Below are 16,079 nucleotides of genomic sequence, written 5' to 3'. Positions count from 1 at the left end.
TGGAGAGTGACATGACAGAAAACATCAAACTGGCCCTGTGGTGCACATGGTTATCGCTGTTTGCCTTACCGGCCTGGGCTGCGCCCCAGTTCACTGTGCCAACGGTCACTAAACGGGTACCGGCCAACGTTGATGGTACCCTCAATTTCGCCAGCATGCAGTTTTGGATAGAGACCTCGAAAGGGGAACGCATCATGCTGATGCCGCTGGATGAAGATGAGCCAAGGCTCATACCCAGGGTCAGCCAGCCGGTTTCACTGAACGGTTTTATGCTGACCTATTCAGATGGCAGTCGTTACTTCGAGCCCTCCTTTGCACCTGCGTCAGTTGCATCAAGTACCACGTCATTTACCATCGTGAAAAATGACGAGGACAGTATCGTCATCCGGTATGGGGATGACGTGCTGCTGCGCACCGATGAATATGACGCCATCAAGCTCACGCACCGATTGCCGCTGGCCAACGGGCAGGCGGTCTTGTTTGAGCTACACAGTGGCGGAGTGGCATGCCCGGTGCTCTATCAGTTGGCTGTCGCCCAGACGGGTGTGTTGACCATGCTTTCACAGCCCTTTGGTACCTGTAGTGATGAAGGCAAGCTGACCCCCGCCCCCAACGGTTTCACCCTCGACCTGCCCGGCAATCCTCGTCAGCGCTGGGTATGGGATACCAACAGCTTGACGCTGCGCAAGCAGTCCTGACCACCAGCCTCCACACATTCACCACCATCAGGGCACCCGAAGGTGCCCTCTGTTTTATGCCGCATTTTATTTAAGGAACTGTTCATGTCATTACCACAACCGGGGGACCACCTCGTTTCACTCCGCACAGGTTACCAGCACCACGGTCTCTATCTAGGGGGCCATCAGGTCATCCACTACCAGGGGGTCAGTGCCGGTATACATTCCGGTCAGATAGCTATCACCACGCTTGCCGAGTTTAGCCAAGGGCGGGGCTATCGCATCCAGCACCATAGCGCACGAGCCTTCAACCGGGAGGAGAGTATCGACCGTGCTTACTCCCGCCTAGGAGAGGCACACTACAGCACACTCTTTAACAACTGCGAGCACTTTGTGCTTTGGTGCATCGAGGGCTTTCACTACAGCAAGCAGATAAACCAACTCATTGCCACGGGGTGTATCGCACATCAGGCACTTCGCACTGTGGCTCGGCAGCCTACCCTTACGGCCCTGCCTGGCATGGCCACCAACACGGTACTGACCCCGTCAGCAACTACCGCTGTGACCGCTGCAGTAGGTACGTTGCTGGGAAGCTCAGCCACCTCGCTGGCGGCCCCCTTGGCAGCCACCTACGGCCTCTACCGCGTCTGGCGCTGGCTCAGGGATTAACGGTTCTCACATTCGATACGAAAGGACACACCATGATGACCATGCCATTTCACCTGGCAGGGATGGCCCTGCCGATTTCTCCCGAACTGTCTGACTTGCTGCGCAGCGTCGTGCGGGAACAACGGCTCGACCTCACCCACCTCTCGACACTGACTTTTAACTTTCGCAGCCCCGGCTACAGTGCCGAAACAGGTGGCATCCATCCGTTAGAGCTGCGACTGATCCGGGGGTTGCACGGCTGGGTCTTCGATTACATCACTGACTTCAGTTATCAGAGGCTGGGCCAGGATGCCGAGCTCTGCAAGGAACTCGACTTCAACTTCTCTTGCGACAAGCACTATCTGCAGGGCTGGGGACCACTGCCCGGCGTGGAAGCACGGGAACTGTTTACCCTGTGGCAGCGCAATTTCATTAGCTACGCCCAGTTGGGGTATTTCACCGTCACGGTCAGCGGAGATTAGGAGGTGTGTAATGACTAACAAACTGCCGCTCTCCTACTACTCATGCCAGTGGCTAGGGCTGGTCGCCGCCAAAGCCAAGCTGCAACCAACTCGCCAAGGCGAGCGCTGGTTGCTGCATCTCACCCCTGGTAGTCCAAATGCCCGCACCGTCACACTGCATCTGTGCTGGTCTGGCGTGCAGTGGCAACTGTTATCCCTCACCAATGCCGAGGACTGGCACACCATGAGCCAGCCTATAGATGAAATCTGTGTAGACCCTCAGCGTCGCTGTTTCTGGCGCTGTCAGGCAGGTCCAGTCCCGCTCTCTGACCAGCCCCGTGTATTGGGGAGCTTTTTGAGCAACCTGCAGCGCACCTGCATTCATCACGGTTATCGCGTGGAGAGTGACCCCTTACCCCAAGAGGAGGCGCACGATGCCCAAACAACCGATAGCCGTTGAGCTGGAAGATGGCGAGACGCAGGTGGTGCGTGACAGTGGCCTAACCGTACAAGGCACCTGCGTGCAGTGGAAACCAGCGGGCTGGCCTTGGCCACCTGGGTCGCTGACTACGACGCCATCGGTACCGCCTACCAACTGGCGGAACGGCTGAGCGTTGCGCTCGCAGCCCCCTCACCGTGCAGGTCCCCGGCATCGCTGATACCGATGAAGCAGGAACCCACCGCTAGGGAAGGCGTCACCACCCAGGCCAACTGAACTACCTTCAAAGTGAACCAACAACCTCTTTGCATTTAGCCCCGGGATGCCTCGCGCTGCCGGGGTTTTTCTTTTTCTGGAGACCACCATGCGTTACCACAAACTCAAAGCTGGGGAATGCCCCGGCACTTATGTCGTCACCGAGCCGGTGACCGAGCAAGACCTGCTGCGTATCGCCAACCAGATTGCTCGCAAGCGACTGGCCAAAGGCACCGCCATCACCAACACCACCGAGGCCGCCAAGCGGCTGCAAACCCTGCTGCAGGACCGGGAGCACGAAGTGTTTGGCGCACTGTTCCTTGACTCCCAGTATCGCATACTGGCTTTTGAGGAGCTGTTTCGTGGCACTTTGGACAGTACCAGCATCTACCCACGGGAAGTGGTCAAGCGTGCCCTGCGACTCAATTGCGGGGCCATCATCGCAGTCCACAATCACCCCAGCGGTGACCCGGAGCCCAGTCACTCAGACCGGGTCTTCACCCAAGCCCTCAAAGAGGCCTTGGCGCTGGTCGATGTACGATTGCTTGACCATCTGGTGGTCGGTGCCGAGGGAGTCGTCTCGCTGGTCGAGCGAGGTCTGCTATGAACCTTACTTCAGCGAAATCACACCTCACCGCCCTCGATATCCTCATCGAGTTGCGCTGTTGGCTGACAGACAACGTCGAGATGCAAGCAGAACCCACCATCGTGGCTCATCAGCCCAATTGCTACCGGCTCACCCAGGCTGACTGTATCGAGGCCATTGATGCACAGCTCCATCAGCTGCGCCAAGAAGAGACAAACACCATGCGATTACCCAATCCCTATTCTCTGGAGGAAACCCTAGGCAAACTGCGTCATAGCCTGGCAGCCGCCAGCAACGAGGAGGCGTTGACATTGCTGGAGAAGGCCGTCACCAAGGCCTGTGACGACGAGGTTTATGCCAAGCAGTTTGAAGAGACCTTGCCGCGGGGATCCACCATCGAGATCCGTGACTGCCTCAGTTACTTTGGCGACTACTTCGAGCGATCCCGAGACACACCGCCCTATTTCCCGCACCACGATGCCGTCAATGGCATTGATTGTGCATTCTACGCCATCCTGTTCGATGTGGCTCACCCAAGCGCAGTACTGGTGCACGAATAACGCCAGCATCCCCAAACCTGGATCATCAGCGCCACGATCCGGATATCCCGATATCACCTAAAGGGCCACCTCACTGCAGGTGGCCTTTTGCATTTCAAGGAGCTATTACCATGTCTGCCTTCATGATCGACCGCCAGGATTACCTGGCCTTTGCCGTACAGTTGCACCGCTTTTGCAATGCCCCCATGCCACCGCACTACACCCTTGAGTTGCTGCGATCCTTCTGGTGGCTGCCGCCAGCAGGCACGACCAGTACCTGGACGTGGCGGGTTGACCGGTTAGTGCGACTGATGATGCTCGCCAATCGGCGGGCGGTCTGGCATCGCTATCAGCTAGGACGTCAGCAGGAACGCAAGGAACCGCGCCAGCACCGTTCAAACAAGCTGAGTCCGCTTAAACCTGCCCATCATTACCACCAGGAATCGCTCACCGATAGCGAGCTGGTGGCGCTGTACAAATTCACCTTCTGCACCCTGTACCAATCGAGCGAATGGAGTGGGAGCACCGAGCAGGCTCCCCGGCTTGTAAAAGTAATACAGCAGTTGCAGCAGGCGCTGGCGCAAGACGTGCTGACCCGGCTGTCACTGTGGGAGCAAGCACCCTGGGGAGAGATGTAATGGTTCTCTCCATCACCCTGACGGTGACAAGCTCACTATCGAACTCAAGCGCCCACCTGGCTCAGCGCATCGCCGATGACATGGCACACCTGCATCATCGTCTGGGAGATGCGGTGAGCGATGAACTGGGCATCAATATCAGTTATCTGGTCGAACAGTTTGCGCTGCTTGCAGCGGCCTACCGTTCACCAGCTGAAATGGAGAAACAACAATGATTGAGTTCAACGACAGCTTTAGCCAAGCCGCCGTAGCGGAGGCCATGTGTGCCCATTCAGGACTCGCCAAGCTCATCAGTCAGCAGTTGATGCTGCCGGGCTTTGCCTATGCCCACGATGTGGAGGGGCGGCGTATTGCAGGCCCGCTGGTGGCGCCCAACCCGGTGTTGCACAAGACCACGCTCTTTGTCAGCCCACGGGATATGCGTGAGCACCTGCCACGAGAGATTAACTTCGCACGCTTTCGCTGCTCCTGTAATGCAGCGGGTCAGCCGGTCGGTGAGTGGCAACGGGTAATTGTCGGGGCCTACGTCAACCACGGTAGTAATGACAAGCCGGATTGGAGTAGTCACACCTGAGCCACGGCCACCAGCACAAACAAGACCCCATACAACCCCTCACTCCGAGGGGCTGTTTGCATTTTAAGGAAACCCCACCATGCATGACTTACGTGATTACAACACCCTGTCCGCTCGGCAGATCACTGCTGCCATCGGTCAGCTCAACCACAACACCGCCCCGAAGATAATGACCCACTTGGCATTGCGGGCCACACAACCACACTCGCTAGGTAATGGCCGTAGCAGAGCCAAAGCCCTCAAGCTACTGCACCGGGTCAAGAAGGCCCGCAAGGCGGGCTGTATCCCGTTTGAACTCACCGTGACGGGTTGCCGCATCGACCGAGGGAGCCATCAGGCAGACCGCTACTACTACGACCGAACACTACTGGCCCAGGGCTGGCAGCAATACGACACCGAGGAAGATGCATGGTATTTCGGCATCTGGATTCACACAGAGAAGCTCGAAACCTTTACCTACGCCGAAGGGGATACCTGCCATGTGATAGCACCGAACGTCGAGGCGTTTCGCTCTGAACTGGCGCGGCTCTACCAGTACTACCAGCAAGCCCCTGCGTTTATCAGTATCGACCCGGACGTAGGCGTTGTGACCCACCACTTTGAAGCCAAACCGGAGGTGTGAGATGGCAAAGAACATCACTATCAAGGTGCCCGGCAAACATCCGCAAACCGGGGAACACACTACCTTCGAGCCCAAGGGGCAACGCATGGATATCGACATCGGCGGCCAGGCCGTGCTCTTCCTGATTCACGGGAGGGGCATAGAGACGTCGCTCACCCACATCCCGAGCAGCTACCGCATCGCCCTGCTCGGCGGCTGGCTCACAGCGCGTTACGAAATACCTGAAAATAAGCCCAGCAGAACGGCCTGCGCCCAGACTGATTGGTGGCCCAGTACGGCTCACTGCTCTTGCTGGACCGGCTCAATGGCTAGCGGTTATTAATGAGACGACTGACATCGCTCGTTGACACCCCTCCGTCTCGTTTATCCCCAAACAGCATAAAGGGCCAGCCCTCACAGGCTGGCCCTTTGCATCATTGGGGTCACCGAACACAACCTGCCTTATCAACAGGCTCGAGGTGCATCGCGATGCCCCCGAGCATAACAGGCTGCATCTGCTCAACCTATGGCCATGCCCCATCCCACATGTCCTGCCACACACATTCACATTCCTGAGATCCAAGCTTTCACACTGCCTTCCAGCATCAGCTGGGGTCTGCCGCATGAGATCTCACCACGCTTTGGCGATCGTCTGATACAGAGCCGCTACCGATTCGATTTTTTATCCGAGCGAACCAGTCTGATCGGCAAATAGACTAAAGGAAATATAGATAGGCTCGACAATGCCTTTGCAGTCATTATCAAACAACTGGAGACCAAGTTACTGGCCGGTGAACTGGACGCCCAACGTCAGCAATGCATCACAATCAAGCATGATGGGGTCCCCTGTGAAGCTGATACCTTCTGCAGCCATAGTTACCTCTATATCGTAATTGGCTCTATTGAGTAATATTATTTCAATTGTTCTCATCCATTCATGGCATTAATACACATATTTGAGCTCATCCAAGTAATTGGTATCCATTTTGAGAAACAATCCAAGCAAGTGTGCACTGGCGCCATAAAAGCCAAACTGGTCGGCAGCGCGACAGGCGCTTTCGAACTTGTCGAACCACCCCAGCAGGTGGCCGTGCAGCAGCGCTTCCTGCTCGTCGAGCCAGCGTTCCCGCTCGGCCGCGCTCTTGGCTTCCGCCGCGCGGATGATGAGATTGCCCATCAGATCCAGCTCGATGGCCAGATGATCCGCAGGCTCTTTGTATTTATCGCTGACATTGATACCAAGGCGATCGAGGCGGGCTTGCATCTCGGTCATCGGGGCCTGCATCAGCAACTTGGCCTCGCCGCGGTAGAGCGATTCGTAGGGCAGGGCGCCCTGTTTGGGATCCACCAGAAACAGGCCGGCGAAGTCGGCGGCCAGTTCCAGCTGGCGATCCGGGCGCACCAGCAGGCGCGCGATGGCGTCGTTGAGTTCGGCCACGGCTTCGCGCATTGGATCCTGGGTGGAGAGGCTTTTCAGGAAGCTTCGTACATCATAGGTGTCATATTCGGCGATCTGCTCATCACTGAGCTCGGCGGCGAACAGGGTGGAGAACCACCAGTAGAGTTCGGCCCGGCGTTCGCTGGTAGCCATAAATTCCTGCATTTTTCCTCCGTGGATGGCAATCAGGAGCCATAGAGGCTCCCGATTCTAACGACGTTAAAAATAAAGAAAACTCAAGGGGGCGCTTTCGTCCCTTTGGGGTCAGAGTGCCGGGAACATGGGGTCGATGCCCTTGGCAGATTCCGGCGCGCCGAAGGCAGTGACGGCGGGAGCCTGTCCGCGGAACTTCTCGATCTCCACCAGCGCGGTATGGGCCGTGGTGGCCTGCGCCAGGCTGGAGGAGCCGATGTCGGCAGTCAGCACGTTGGGATCGCCGTAGGTACAGAGCGTACCTACTTTGCCGCCTTCTTGCGGACCATACCAGGCACCTTCCTGAATGCGTACCACGCCGGGGGCGTAATCATCGCTTACCACCAGACCAGCCAATACCTGACCGCGGCCGTTGAATACCCGCACCAGATCGCCGTCCTTGAGGCCACGGGATTTGGCATCCTGTGGATTCATATAGACTGGCTCGCGACCCTGTACCGTGTAGGTGGCGCGGTAGTTGTCGGAGGAGCAGAGCTGGCTGTGCAGCCGCTTGTCCGGGTGGCAGGATTGCAGGTGCAGCGGATACTGTTTGCTGCCCGGCCCGCCGTGAGAGCGCTCGTAGGGCTCGATCCAGACCGGGTGACCCGGACAATCCCCATAGCCGTAGTCAGCGATGGTCTTGGAGTAGATCTCGATAAGGCCGGACGGGGTGCCGAGCGGTTCTAGATCCGGCTCCTGACGGAACGACTCGTGGCGTACCCAGGGTTGGCCCGCCGGGAAGGTGACGAAGCCTTCCCCGTGCCAGAACTGGCTGAAACGGGGCAGACGAATGCCGATGCCGCGGCCCTGCAGGCGGGCGTCGTCATAGATGCTCTGGATCCACTCCAGCTTGCTCTTGCCACCGGTGAACTCGGCCTCACGACCGAAGCGACGGCAGAGATCGGCAAAGATGTCGTAGTCATCGCGCGCCTCGAACAGCGGCTCCACTACCTTGTACATGGCCAGAATGCCCGCGTTGGAGTGGGAGCCCCACTGCTCGATGTCATCGCGCTCATAGGTGGTGGTGGCGGGCAGCACGATGTCGGCGAAGCGGCAGCTGGCAGTCCACTGGTGATCGATGCTGACCACGGTTTCCAGCTTGCGCCAGGCGGCGACCATCTTGTTGCGATCCTGCTGGTGGTGGAACGGGTTGTTGCCGCAGAACACCGCCATCTTCATGTGGGGGTAGGTGATGGTCTGGCCGTTGAAGGCGATCTGCTTGCCCGGATTGAGGATGCAGTCGATGAAACGGGCCACCGGAATGAATTTGGAGTAGCCCTTCCAGTCGCCGTCATGGCGCGGTTTGACCCCGGGAATGACCGAACTGAAACCGGACATGATGGGGCCGCTGGAGGTGATGGTGCCCGCCCCGTTGTAGTGCCAGCCAAAGCCGTAACCGCCGCCCGGCAGGCCGATCTGGCCAATCATCGAGGCCAGTACTACCAGCATCCAGGAGTACTGCTCGCCGTGGTGCATGCGCTGCACACACCAGCCGCCGATAAGCTGGGTACGGCCGCTGCTCATGGCGCGGGCCAGCTCGCGGATGGTCTCGGCAGGTACGCCACAGATGGCGGACGCCCACTCGGCATTCTTCACCTGACCATCGCTGGTGCCCAGCAGGTAGGGCAAGAACTTGTCAAAGCCGGTGGTGTAGTCTTTCAGGAACGCCTCGTCGTGGCGCTTCTCGCTGTAGAGGGTGTGGGCGATGCCCAGCATTAGCGGCACATCGGTCTGCGGATTCAGGGTCACCTGATCGCAGTTGAGGTATTTCTGGGTCTTGGATTTGACCGGATCGACGCTGATCACCCGGATCTCGCCCTTGGCCACCTTCTCTTTGAGCTGCGCCCAATAGTCGTAGACGCTGTGATCCGGCACCAGCCAGCCCACTTGCAGGTTCTTGATGGGATCGGAGCCCCAGATAACGATGGTCTTGCTGTGCTCCAGCACCAGCGGCCAAGAGGTCTGCTGCTCATACACCTCCATGGCGCCCGCCACGTGGGGCAGGATTACCTGGGCGGCACCGGTGGAGTAGTCACCGGCCTTGGCCAGATAGGTGCCGTGCAGGTTCATGGCGCGTCCCAGCATGGCACCAGCTGAGTGCAGTTTGCCCACTGACTGCCAGCCAGAGTGACCGGCATAGAGGGCGCTCGGACCATAGGTCTTCTGCACCCGCTCCAGCTCGTGATAGAAAAAATCGAGCGCCTGTGACCAGGTGACCCGAACAAAGCGGTTCTGGCCGCGTTCGCTGGTGTCGGACTGGTGGCCCTTGCGCAGCCAGTCCAGTCGCACCATGGGGTAGCGGATGCGGGAGGGGTTGTAGACCACTTCACTCAAGGCCTTGAGCATCTCGGTCGGATGCTTGTCATGCTCGAACGGCAGGGTCTCGACCCAGCGGCCATCGACCACCCGGGCGCGGAAGGCGCCCCAGTGGGAGCCGGACTGCACCAGTTTTTCGCCGGACTCGGCGGCCATCACGGCGCGACCGAGCAGGGAGGGGCCGATCAGGGCAGAGGCACCGCTGGCCAGCAAGCCACCCAGAAAACCACGACGGGAAATATTGATCATCTTGTTATTCCTCTTTCGAATCCGGACTTAGTGGCTGCCCTGACCACCGGTATCGGCGGCATGGTTTTGCAGGTATTTGAGCAGGGTGCGCTCCTCTTCCTTGCTCAGGCGATAGTAGGCAGACATCGCCTTGAGTCCCGAGATCCAGCCGTTGGCAGTGAAGTGAGCGGGATCCGGCGCGCCGTGGCAGGAGTTGCAGGTGGATTTGTACATCTCGCCGGCGTAATCCCAGATCGGTTTGAGCGAGGATTCAAAGCCCTTGCCATCGACCCAAGCCTGCACCTGAACCTGTTCCCACTTGATATGGGTGGCGCTGTCGGTCTCCTGCTTGAGCACTTTCTCGCTCGCTTTCAGTTCGTCACGGATGGTGGCGACGAAGACCCGCTTGCCCATGTATTCGCTCAGCACCCGGCCCTTGCCGTCGCTCTCGCGCCACCCTTCGATGGTCACCTTGAGGCGATCGCCGCTGCGGTCTACGACGTCGATGCGGGAGGCTGGCAGCAGTTTGCCGACCGGGTCGGTGCTCTGTTCGCTGGCATAGAGATCTTTTTCACCCAAGTTGTAGAGGGTCTCGGCGGCTGGCGCCTCTTGCGCGTCGTTGACCAAGGTGGCGTAAGTGGCCCGGAAGCCGCCCGCCATGTTGGGCAGTTCGTGGGCGATCCCCTTGTGGCACTCGATGCAGTTCATGTTCTTCGCCGCCGCATCTTTCATCGCCAGCGCTGCTGCCGGGGACTGCTTGGCGTGATCCATGTTGTCGTAGCTGTGGCAGGACTTGCAGGTCTTGGAGTTCTGGCTGCTCATCCGAGCCCACACCTTCTCGGCCAGATGCAGGCGCCGGTCCTCGAACTTCTCCTGGGTGTCGATGCTGTGGCCTATGTACTCCTGATAGAGGTCGTTGGCTGCCTCCATCTTGCGGGCCACCTTGCCGACAAAGTCCTTCGGCTGGTGACAGTCGGTACAGACCGCCTGTACCCCGGAGGCATTCTTGAAGTGGATGGACTCCTTGTACTCCGGATAGACGGTGTCTTTCATGGAGTGGCAGGAGATACAGAATTCGAGGCTGCTGGTTTTCTCAAAACCATAGTGCAGGCCGACGGTGCCCGCGAGGGTGACGCCGACGCCCACCAGAAGTAGCGCCAGTACCGACCAGCGACGGCTGGGGGTGCGCAGGAAGTGCCACAGTTTTTTCATCATGCTCTCTCACATCACTTTTTTGATGGGAGCCATGATAGGGAGGTGTTGTGAACAGGGTTACCGCCACAAATTAATGAAATAGGGGTATTTATGACAAAATGTGAATAGAATAATCCTCCCTTGTCGACCTTCGTGAACCCTGCCCATGAGCTACCACATTCTGGTTGTTGAAGATGATGCGGTGACCCGCGAGAAGCTGACCGGCTATTTCGAGCGGGAGGGTTATCGGGTGACTGCGGTCGAAAACGGCCAGGAGATGCGCGCCGTGCTGGCGGAACAGACGGTCGATCTGGTGATGCTGGATATCAATCTGCCGGGGGAAGATGGTCTGCTGCTAACCCGTGAACTGCGGGCGCGCAGCACGGTGGGGATCATTCTGGTCACCGGCCGCAGTGATGCGGTGGACCGGATTGTCGGCCTCGAGATGGGGGCCGACGACTATGTCACCAAGCCGTTCGAGCTCAGGGAACTGCTGGTGCGGGTCAAGAATCTGCTGTGGCGGATCTCGCTGTCGGCCGCCGCGCCGAGCGAGCCTGCGGTCGTTGACGATGCGGTGCGCTTCGGCTCCTGGCGTTTTGACATTCCCCGCCGCCAGCTCAGCAAGGATGGGGTGCCGGTGCGTCTGACCAAGGCTGAATATGAAGTGCTGGTGGCCTTTGTCGCCCATGCCGGGCGGGTGCTCAGTCGGGAGCGGATCCTGACTCTCATCAGCCATCGTGGCGATGGCCCGAGCGATCGTACCATAGACGTGTTGATCCGGCGGCTGCGCGGCAAGATGGAAGTAGATCCGCGAGATCCCCAGCTGTTTGTCACCATCCACGGTGAAGGCTATCTGTTTGCCGGCGAGATAGCCTCCTGACCCCGTTGCGGTGGCCTTGGCCTGTTTGGCCGGGTATCAGACCGGCGGGCGAGTTTCAAATTGCGGGCAGTCGTCGCCAATCTGGTGCCAGGGGGCCTTGGAGCCGACAAAGATGTGAAACGCGGGCCGCTGGCTCGGCACATCGTCCAGCACCCCGAGGCGCAGGTTGATCTTGCCGCTGCTGCTCTTCTGGCTGAACAGGCTGGAGCCGCAGTGACGACAGAAGGCCAGGGTGGTCTCTGCCGATTTCCGGTAGCGGCCGATGGCCTCTTCCCCCTTCACTATGGTGACCTTGTTGCCATCCAGTCCGCCGACCGAGGCGTAATCACCCCCTGAAAACTTGCGGCATTCGCTGCAGTGGCAGTTCCCCATATAGTCGAACTGATCCGGCAGGGTCAGGGCGACGGCGCCGCACAGGCAGCTGGCATGTAACTCTTTCATCTCTTCTCCTTGAGTGTGCTAATCGGATTTTGGACAGCTATTCGACCCGATAAACGGGACGAAAAGCGCCATCCGAGAGGGAATCGGCGGGATCAGCCAGTGGTGCAGACAGCGTCAGAATGGGTGGCCCCATCACCCGCGGGCACTGCTCGGCACTGGCATCAGGGTGTTGCAGCAGGCAGGCCGCCTGAGCCACTGCAAGGCGCCCCTGCAGCCGCATCTGATCGCTGTTGGCGGCCAGGATTTTGCCCCGGCGCAAGCCCCGCTGTACGCCGTGGCTGAAGTAAGTGCTCAGCACCTGGGGCCTGTCGAGATGGCGCTGTGCCAGCTCGTTGACCGCCACTTCGGCGGCGATGGCGCCCCCCACCAGATAGTCGAGGTCGGAATAGCGGGCCAGCATCTTCTGCACCAGGGTACGCTGGATTTCCCGGCTGTTGTCGCCGCGCTCGGTGGTGACCAGCTTGATGGCGCTCCCCTTGATGGCATCGGCAAAGCCCGGCTCGACGAAGTTGTTGCCGCCGCTCGCTTGCGGGCCGGGGAAGAGGGCGACCGAGACCGGTTTGCTGCCTGCGGGGTGGCGCTGCGCCAGCCAGTGGCCAATCTGCCACCCCATCTGGTACCAGGAGACCCCCACCTTCGCCTGCACCAGACCGCTGGGTAGATCGTTGACCAACCCAAAGACCGGCAGCGGCGTGACCTTGATTGCCTCGCGCAAGCCCTGATAGCTCACCGCGCCGAGCAAGATGGCGTCGCTCCCTTCCTGCACGCAGCGCTGCAACTGCTGGCGCTGCTCGGCGAGGGCGCCATAGCCCCCCGCTTCATGGATCTGCAACTTGACTCCCAGCCGCTTCGCCTCGTCCACCATGCCCTGATTGACCGAGAGCCAGTAGGCGTCGCGCAGATGGGGGTAGAGGGCACAGAGGGTCAGTGGTTTGGTTGCGGCGGCGGGTTCCGGCCACTGCTGGCGTACCGGTTGGCCGCTGAATTCACCGCTGGGCCAGAGATCCACCGCAAAGGCGAGAGTGGCTCGGGGAAGCATTAGCAACCAGATCAGCAACAACGGGGAGAGATAGACGCTTCGCATGGTCAGAGGTTTTGTTAAAGTGTTGGGCCATATTATCCGGTCAAAGCCGACCACAACCAAGGGACTTACCGTGAGAATCTTTTCCGGCCTGGGTGGCAAGTTGCTGCTGGCCTTCTCCCTGATGGCATTACTCACACTGAGTGCCTCCCTGCTGGGTTGGGTGGGGCTTAGCCATCTGCGCCAGCTGGAGCAAGGGGTGCAGCAGACTCTGGCCGACCAGGAGCTGGCGCGCACGCTCTCTCGTCTCAGCAGCGAGGTCCAGAGCGCGTCGCGGCTGCTGGCCACCGCGACCAGCGAGCAGGAGCGGGAGCATCAGGGGCGCTTGCTCACCCTGCAGGGACAACAGCTACAACAGGTACTGGCACAACTTGGCCGTGGGCAGGGTTCAACAAGCCTCGATCAGCTCAGTCAGAGCATCATCGGCAATCTGGGTCAGCAGGGCTGGCTGGTGGGAGAGCGCCTGACCCTGATGACGCAGGGGGAGGCGCAGCGGGCCCGTCTGGTGGCGGCGGCCGGACAGATTGCCGAGCTGGCACGCAGCCAGATGGAGAACGCCGAAACCGTGATGGTGGCGGGATTGGGTTCCCTCTACCAACAGCAAGGCGTGCAGGCGGCCCGGACGCTGGACCGCCTGCTGGAGCAGGATCTCGACTGGCAGGAGCAGATGACCGAGCTGCGTCATCGCACCCTGATGCAGCAACAGCGCATCGAAGAGATGTGGCGCAGCGATCGACAAGAACAATTGCAAACGCTATTGCAAGAGGGGCTGCGGGAGTTGGCCATCTTGCAACTGCGGGCCGGAGCGGTGACCGATCCGGCTCGCCGGCAGGCGGTGGAACAGGCGCTGACCGTGCTGGCGCAGAGCGACAAGCTGGTGCAACTGCGCAGTGACTGGCTCGGCAAGGGGGAGGCGCTGCAGGTGCTGGCCAATGCCAATGAAGCCCTGATGAGCAGCCTCAACCAGCAGGTCGGTGAGCTGGTCAGCCGTGCCCGCGATTCGCTGGGGCAGAGCCAGCAGGCGTTAAGTCAGCGCCTCAGGCTGCTGGAGCAGGCGCTGATGGGCATTGGCCTGTTTACGCTGGTACTGCTGATGCTGTTGATGTGGCGCATGGTCTATGGCCGGATCGTCTGGCCGCTGCAACGGGCGGTGGCGGGGATGAGCCGGTTGGCGCGCGGAGATCTGGCTCCCCTTGAGCCGATCGCCAGCACCGGGCGTGATGAGCTGGCGGAGCTGGGACGGGCCCTGCAGGTGTTTCGTGACAATGCGGTGGAGCTGGGCCGCTATCAGCGAGAGCTGGAGTCGTGGGTCGAGGAGCGCACAGGCCAGCTCAGCCACGCCAACGAGCGGCTCAATGAGGAGGTGGAGAAGCAGCGGCAGGCCCGCGCCGAGGCCGAGCAGGCCAACCGGGCCAAGTCGGTGTTTCTCGCCACCATGAGCCACGAGATCCGCACCCCCATGAACGGCATTCTGGGCGGTCTGACGCTGCTGGAAGATACCCACCTCAGCGAGCCCCAGCAGCGCTATCTGGCCGCCATCGAGCATAGCGGCGAATCCCTGCTGGAGATCCTCAACGACATTCTCGACTACTCCAAGATCGAGGCAGGCCATGTGGAGGCACGCCGTGAACCCTTCCCCCTGTTCCAGCTGGTGAATGAGCTCAGCGCGTTGTTTCGGCCAAAGGCAGCGGCCAAGGGGGTCACCCTGGCGCTGGAATATGCACCCGAGCTGGCGCCTGTGGTCGAGGGGGATCTGGGCAAGCTGCGGCAGGTGCTCGGTAACTTACTCGGCAATGCAGTCAAGTTTACCGCCCGTGGCCAGATTACCCTGATGGTAGCGCCGCTTGTCTGCCAAGGCCCTTGCGCCGAGCCCTGCATCCGCTTCGTGGTGCGCGATACCGGCCCCGGCATTCCGGCCGATGAACAGGAGGCGGTGTTCGAGGCGTTTCACCAGCGCAAGCGCGATATGGGCCATCAGGGCGGCACCGGGCTGGGACTGGCGATCAGCCGCAAGCTGGTGGCCGCCATGGGGGGCGAGCTTATCCTAGCTAGCGAACCGGGCAAGGGGAGTGAATTCAGCTTCAGCCTACCCTTGCAACGCTCGAGCGCCCAGCTGCCTGCCGAGGCGCAACCGCTGCACCTTGGTCAGTCCCGCGACATCCTGCTGGTGGAGGATAACGAGATCAACCGGTTGGTGGCGCACGGCATGCTGACCCGCCTCGGCCATCGCGTCACCCTGGCGGAGGATGGTCGCAGCGCGCTGGCGCTGGTGACCGAGCGCCCCTTCGAGCTGGCGCTGCTCGATATCAACCTGCCCGATATGGACGGGATGACCCTGCGCGAGGATCTGGCTGCCATCAGTGAAGAGATGCATGAGCGCCCGTTGCCTGCAATCGCCATCTCGGCCCAGATGTATCCGGAGGATATCCGCCGCTGCCTTGCAGCCGGGTTTGTCGATTTTGTCGGCAAGCCGGTGCGGCTGGCCGCATTGGCAACAGCCATTGTTCGTCAGTTTCAGGATAAAAGTTTACCACAGGCCAAAATGGTGCCGGTCGAGACCAATCCTATGAGGCACTGGAACATCAATCCAGTGTTGGATACCGACTTGCCTCTGCTCGGTATGGTGAAAATAAGGGAACTCATCGAGTTATTTGAAACACAAGGTACGATTATTATTGCTGAAATTATAGCAAGCGAGCCTAAAGAACGGGCATCACTGATACACAAACTTAAAGGAAGCGCCTTAAGCCTTGGTCTTGATATGTTTGCGAAACATTGCTCAGACTTAGAATCAGCTATTGGAAATCCTGTCGAACTGGAAACAACATTTAAAGTAGCCGTCAGAAACTTAGAATGTTGGCTCGAAGCAAATCATGAAGCCCCATAAATTA

The 16,079-nt window shown here is 59.7% G+C and carries 18 protein-coding genes and 1 pseudogene; 14 read left to right on the top strand and 5 right to left on the bottom strand.

Translation table 11 applies throughout. From position 1 onward, the window contains the following. Positions 1 to 11 precede the first annotated feature (11 nt). The 12 genes and pseudogenes from C2U40_RS06005 (at position 12) to C2U40_RS05945 (ending at position 6,328) form a co-directional block, all read left to right on the top strand. Positions 12 to 698 carry a hypothetical protein gene (locus tag C2U40_RS06005; RefSeq protein WP_016351408.1) on the top strand — a complete coding sequence of 229 codons (687 nt, stop codon included), beginning with the start codon at positions 12 to 14 and terminating at the stop codon, positions 696 to 698. Between the two features lie 84 nt (positions 699 to 782). Then, positions 783 to 1,346: a lecithin retinol acyltransferase family protein gene (locus C2U40_RS06000; protein ID WP_103828456.1), complete on the top strand. Its 564-nt coding sequence runs from the start codon at positions 783 to 785 to the stop codon at positions 1,344 to 1,346. Between the two features lie 35 nt (positions 1,347 to 1,381). After that, complete coding sequence (locus C2U40_RS05995; protein ID WP_016351410.1) at positions 1,382 to 1,807, top strand: DUF2787 family protein; 426 nt, start codon at positions 1,382 to 1,384, stop codon at positions 1,805 to 1,807. A 10-nt stretch (positions 1,808 to 1,817) separates the two neighbouring features. Then, positions 1,818 to 2,246: a hypothetical protein gene (locus C2U40_RS05990; RefSeq protein WP_016351411.1), complete on the top strand. Its 429-nt coding sequence runs from the start codon at positions 1,818 to 1,820 to the stop codon at positions 2,244 to 2,246. A gap of 343 nt (positions 2,247 to 2,589) precedes the next feature. Continuing rightward, positions 2,590 to 3,087, top strand: a complete 498-nt coding sequence (radC, locus tag C2U40_RS05980) for a RadC family protein (RefSeq protein ID WP_016351413.1) — start codon at positions 2,590 to 2,592, stop codon at positions 3,085 to 3,087. Further along, positions 3,084 to 3,626 carry a hypothetical protein gene (locus tag C2U40_RS05975; RefSeq protein WP_016351414.1) on the top strand — a complete coding sequence of 181 codons (543 nt, stop codon included), beginning with the start codon at positions 3,084 to 3,086 and terminating at the stop codon, positions 3,624 to 3,626. Before radC ends, C2U40_RS05975 begins: the two co-directional genes overlap by 4 nt. Before the next feature lie 110 nt (positions 3,627 to 3,736). Next, the gene (locus C2U40_RS05970) at positions 3,737 to 4,243 is read left to right on the top strand and encodes a hypothetical protein (RefSeq protein ID WP_103828457.1); all 507 of its coding nucleotides are present in this window, start codon (positions 3,737 to 3,739) and stop codon (positions 4,241 to 4,243) included. Continuing rightward, complete coding sequence (locus tag C2U40_RS05965; protein ID WP_016351416.1) at positions 4,243 to 4,458, top strand: hypothetical protein; 216 nt, start codon at positions 4,243 to 4,245, stop codon at positions 4,456 to 4,458. Before C2U40_RS05970 ends, C2U40_RS05965 begins: the two co-directional genes overlap by 1 nt. Then, positions 4,455 to 4,817 carry a hypothetical protein gene (locus tag C2U40_RS05960; RefSeq protein ID WP_016351417.1) on the top strand — a complete coding sequence of 121 codons (363 nt, stop codon included), beginning with the start codon at positions 4,455 to 4,457 and terminating at the stop codon, positions 4,815 to 4,817. Before C2U40_RS05965 ends, C2U40_RS05960 begins: the two co-directional genes overlap by 4 nt. A gap of 79 nt (positions 4,818 to 4,896) precedes the next feature. Then, positions 4,897 to 5,439, top strand: a complete 543-nt coding sequence (locus C2U40_RS05955) for a hypothetical protein (protein WP_016351418.1) — start codon at positions 4,897 to 4,899, stop codon at positions 5,437 to 5,439. A 1-nt stretch (position 5,440) separates the two neighbouring features. Next, the gene (locus tag C2U40_RS05950; protein ID WP_103828458.1) at positions 5,441 to 5,761 is read left to right on the top strand and encodes a hypothetical protein; all 321 of its coding nucleotides are present in this window, start codon (positions 5,441 to 5,443) and stop codon (positions 5,759 to 5,761) included. A 183-nt stretch (positions 5,762 to 5,944) separates the two neighbouring features. Beyond that, positions 5,945 to 6,328: pseudogene (locus C2U40_RS05945) on the top strand (type IV toxin-antitoxin system YeeU family antitoxin). 33 nt (positions 6,329 to 6,361) lie between these two features. Here the strand turns inward: C2U40_RS05945 and torD are convergent. The 3 genes from torD to torC form a co-directional block, all read right to left on the bottom strand. Then, on the bottom strand, positions 6,362 to 7,021 hold the full coding sequence (gene torD, locus C2U40_RS05940; protein WP_024945044.1) for a molecular chaperone TorD: 660 nt from the start codon (positions 7,019 to 7,021) through the stop codon (positions 6,362 to 6,364). Between the two features lie 99 nt (positions 7,022 to 7,120). Next, positions 7,121 to 9,613 (bottom strand): trimethylamine-N-oxide reductase TorA, encoded by a 2,493-nt coding sequence (gene torA, locus C2U40_RS05935; protein ID WP_103828459.1) that lies wholly within the window; start codon positions 9,611 to 9,613, stop codon positions 7,121 to 7,123. Positions 9,614 to 9,640: 27 nt separating this feature from the next. After that, positions 9,641 to 10,807: a pentaheme c-type cytochrome TorC gene (gene torC, locus C2U40_RS05930; RefSeq protein ID WP_005343495.1), complete on the bottom strand. Its 1,167-nt coding sequence runs from the start codon at positions 10,805 to 10,807 to the stop codon at positions 9,641 to 9,643. Between the two features lie 145 nt (positions 10,808 to 10,952). Here torC and torR point away from each other — a divergent pair, with 145 nt between their 5' ends. Further along, entirely contained in the window at positions 10,953 to 11,666 is a 714-nt protein-coding gene (gene torR / locus C2U40_RS05925; protein ID WP_103828460.1) for a two-component system response regulator TorR, read from the top strand. Positions 11,667 to 11,702: 36 nt separating this feature from the next. Here the strand turns inward: torR and C2U40_RS05920 are convergent, their stop codons facing one another. Continuing rightward, positions 11,703 to 12,107 (bottom strand): GFA family protein, encoded by a 405-nt coding sequence (locus tag C2U40_RS05920; RefSeq protein WP_016351423.1) that lies wholly within the window; start codon positions 12,105 to 12,107, stop codon positions 11,703 to 11,705. 37 nt (positions 12,108 to 12,144) lie between these two features. Then, positions 12,145 to 13,191 (bottom strand): TMAO reductase system periplasmic protein TorT, encoded by a 1,047-nt coding sequence (gene torT, locus C2U40_RS05915; RefSeq protein ID WP_024945047.1) that lies wholly within the window; start codon positions 13,189 to 13,191, stop codon positions 12,145 to 12,147. A gap of 70 nt (positions 13,192 to 13,261) precedes the next feature. On the opposite strand from torT, the gene torS reads away from it, so the two are divergent. Continuing rightward, on the top strand, positions 13,262 to 16,075 hold the full coding sequence (torS, locus tag C2U40_RS05910) for a TMAO reductase system sensor histidine kinase/response regulator TorS (RefSeq protein WP_103828461.1): 2,814 nt from the start codon (positions 13,262 to 13,264) through the stop codon (positions 16,073 to 16,075). The last annotated feature ends 4 nt before the right edge of the window (positions 16,076 to 16,079 follow it).

Origin of the sequence: Aeromonas sp. ASNIH4 (assembly GCF_002934425.1) — a bacterium.
Taxonomy (GTDB): Bacteria; Pseudomonadota; Gammaproteobacteria; order Enterobacterales; family Aeromonadaceae; genus Aeromonas; species Aeromonas hydrophila.
This window is presented reverse-complemented; position numbering and strand designations above follow the sequence as displayed.